The sequence below is a fragment of the Pseudogemmobacter hezensis genome (assembly GCF_013155295.1).
Classification (GTDB): domain Bacteria; phylum Pseudomonadota; class Alphaproteobacteria; order Rhodobacterales; family Rhodobacteraceae; genus Pseudogemmobacter; species Pseudogemmobacter hezensis.
On record NZ_JABJXT010000061.1, the window covers coordinates 1 to 1,184 of the forward strand.

At 61.3% G+C, this 1,184-nt stretch carries 1 protein-coding gene; it reads left to right on the forward strand.

Annotation, left to right across the window (positions count from 1 at the left end):
- The first annotated feature begins 4 nt into the window (after positions 1–4).
- Positions 5–1,158 (forward strand): IS3 family transposase gene (locus HOY34_RS21775; protein WP_172366767.1). Its coding sequence is split into 2 segments (ribosomal slippage): positions 5–254 and positions 254–1,158, totalling 1,155 coding nucleotides; the frame shifts between segments, so codons are not numbered across the junction.
- The last annotated feature ends 26 nt before the right edge of the window (positions 1,159–1,184 follow it).

Sequence of the window (1,184 nt, forward strand, 5' to 3'; positions counted from 1 at the left end):
CGACATGAGGAAAAGCCGTTTCACCGAGGCGCAAATCATCGGGATGATCAAAGAGCAGGAGGCAGGTTTGCCGACCTCCGAGCTCTGCCGGAAGCACGGCTTGAGCCCCGCGACCTATTACAAGCTTAAGGCCAAGTATGGCGGGATGGACCTGTCCGACGCCAAGCGGCTGAAGCAGCTCGAAGACGAGAATGCGAAGCTCAAGCGCCTGCTGGCGGATACCATGCTCGACAATGTGGTTCTGAAGGATCTGCTGGGAAAGCCCTGACGACGCCGATGCAACGGCGGGAGGCAGTGCTGCGGGCGCTGAAGGGTCATCCGATCTCTCAACGCCGTGCCTGCTTCCTGATCGGTGTCGATCCGAAGACGGTGCGGCGTGACAGGCCGCCCGATAACCCGGAAATCCGTGAGGAGATGCACAAGATCGCCGAGAAGCGCCGTCGCTTCGGCTATCGGCGCGTGGGCATTATGCTGGAGCGTAAGGGTATGTTCATGAATGAAAAGAAGCTCTACCGCATCTATCGGGAAGAAGGTCTCTCGGTGCGGCGCCGTCGTGGCCGCAAACGGGCGCGCGGCAGCCGCACGCCGATGCCAGTGCCGCTGCGCCCGAACCAGCGCTGGTCTCTGGACTTTTTGTCCGACACGTTCGGGGCCTGCCGCAAGTTCCGCATCCTCGCCGTGAATGACGATTGCTGCCGCGAGAACCTGGCGCTGATTGCCGACACGAGCATCTCGGGGGCTCGGGTGGCGCGGGAACTGGATGCGCTGGTCAGGATTTACGGCAAGCCCGCTTGCATCGTCAGCGACAACGGGACCGAGTTCACCAGCAAGGCCATCTTGAAGTGGGCCAACGAGAACGGCGTCGAATGGCACTACATCGACCCGGGTAAGCCGCAGCAGAACGGCTACATCGAAAGCTTCAACGGCAGCCTGCGGGACGAATGCTTAAACGAGGAGATCTTCGATAGCCTGGCCGATGCCCGCCGCAAACTGGCCCTCTGGCGCTACGACTACAACAATGTCAGGCCGCATTCCTCGCTGGGCAACAAGACCCCAGTAGAAGCGCGCCGAGCGCTTGAGCAATCTGAGGGCTCCACGCCCGGCGCGCTTGCCCAACCCGAAACCTACCAATATCAAACCCAAGGACTCTCGTTATGAACGAGGGACGACCGGGGGGCAGGTCA